The organism is Treponema zioleckii (assembly GCF_014737315.1).
Lineage (GTDB): Bacteria > Spirochaetota > Spirochaetia > Treponematales > Treponemataceae > Treponema_D > Treponema_D zioleckii.
Window position 1 is genome coordinate 1 of the sequence record NZ_JPUF01000148.1, and the last position, 1167, is coordinate 1167.

The following is a 1167-nucleotide window of genomic DNA, read 5'->3' on the forward strand; positions in this document are numbered from 1 at the left end:
GTTTAAGCAGCTATCTCGTTTGGAGTTTTCCAGCCAAGATTTTGTTGGATACGCTCATTATTGTAGTAATAAATAAAATCGTCAATCAATTTTTTAGTTTCTTCGTATGAAAGTAAGCCTGATTTCAGCAAGTCATCGTAGCCACTTTCAACTTTTAGAGTTCCGAAGAAATGCTCCATGCAGGCATTGTCCCAGCAGTTTCCTTTACGGCTCATGCTCTGAATGATGCCGTTCTTTTTTAGCCGTTCCCGCCATTTCTTTGATGTATATAAGGAGCCCTGATCGGAATGGAGAATTGAACCTTTTGGTATTCCGAGTGTAAAAAACTTATCCAGAGTCTCTTCAGAAAGAGCTTCGTCATTATGAGCTGAAATTGAATAGCATTGAATCTTGCGACCGCATAAATCGAGTACAGGACTTAGATAAAGCCAGCCTGTTTTTGTCTTGAAATATGAAATATCGGTACAGAGTTTTTTCAACGGCTCCCTGCTTTCAAAATTGCGGTTCAGGATGTTCTTCGGAAGGTTCTTCCTGTTTTCCTGCCGCTGCTTATAGTAGTCCCTGGGGAACTTCCTGCGCCGGTTTTTAGCGAGAAGCCCGTTTTCACGGCAGATTCTTTCAACGTGCTTGTGGTTTACAGTTATTCCGAAACGAACTTTAAGTTCCTTTGATTTTATTTTACTACCGCGACGGTTCAGTATTTTATCTGGAAGCTGCTTCAGGTACTTTAAGACCCCTTCGTCTTTCAATTTTTGCGAGTCATTGTTCCTGTTGTAATAGAATGACGATTTTGAGACTCCTGTGACCTCACATAGTTTCCGAGTTCTCAGTCTCGGATTCTGTTCCAGACAGTCCACCATCGTTTTCAAAAGGAGTTTTTTTTTACCCTGTTTTGCAAGCTCAGCCTCAATGTTTCTGGCGTATTGCTCCCAGAAAATTGCGGCCGTTTTGTAATACTCTAAGTCTTTGTCGTCATTGATTTTATTTTTTTTCGCCATTTGAGTTGCATTCTGAAGCTTCGGATTTAAACACCAGTCGCGTACCGTATCTCTAGAAAGATTAAATTCTCTGGCAAGTTTTTTGTAGCCACAGATACCTTGCCTGTATTTTCCTACAACCAGTAACTTGAAGTCAATGCTGTACTTTTGATTATTCCCCATTTTTTAC

Annotated in this window: 1 protein-coding gene; it reads right to left on the reverse strand. The window is 40.4% G+C overall.

The window, feature by feature from the left end:
* Window positions 1-2: 2 nt before the first annotated feature.
* A complete protein-coding gene (locus JI65_RS16945; protein ID WP_191018339.1) occupies window positions 3-1160 on the reverse strand; it encodes an IS3 family transposase in 1158 nt (385 codons plus the stop codon).
* Between the last annotated feature and the right edge of the window lie 7 nt (window positions 1161-1167).

Coding starts and splice junctions, on each gene's coding strand:
- JI65_RS16945 (WP_191018339.1), bottom strand. CDS start 1,160: ATGGGGAATAATCAAAAGTACAGCATTGACTTCAAGTTACTGGTTGTA.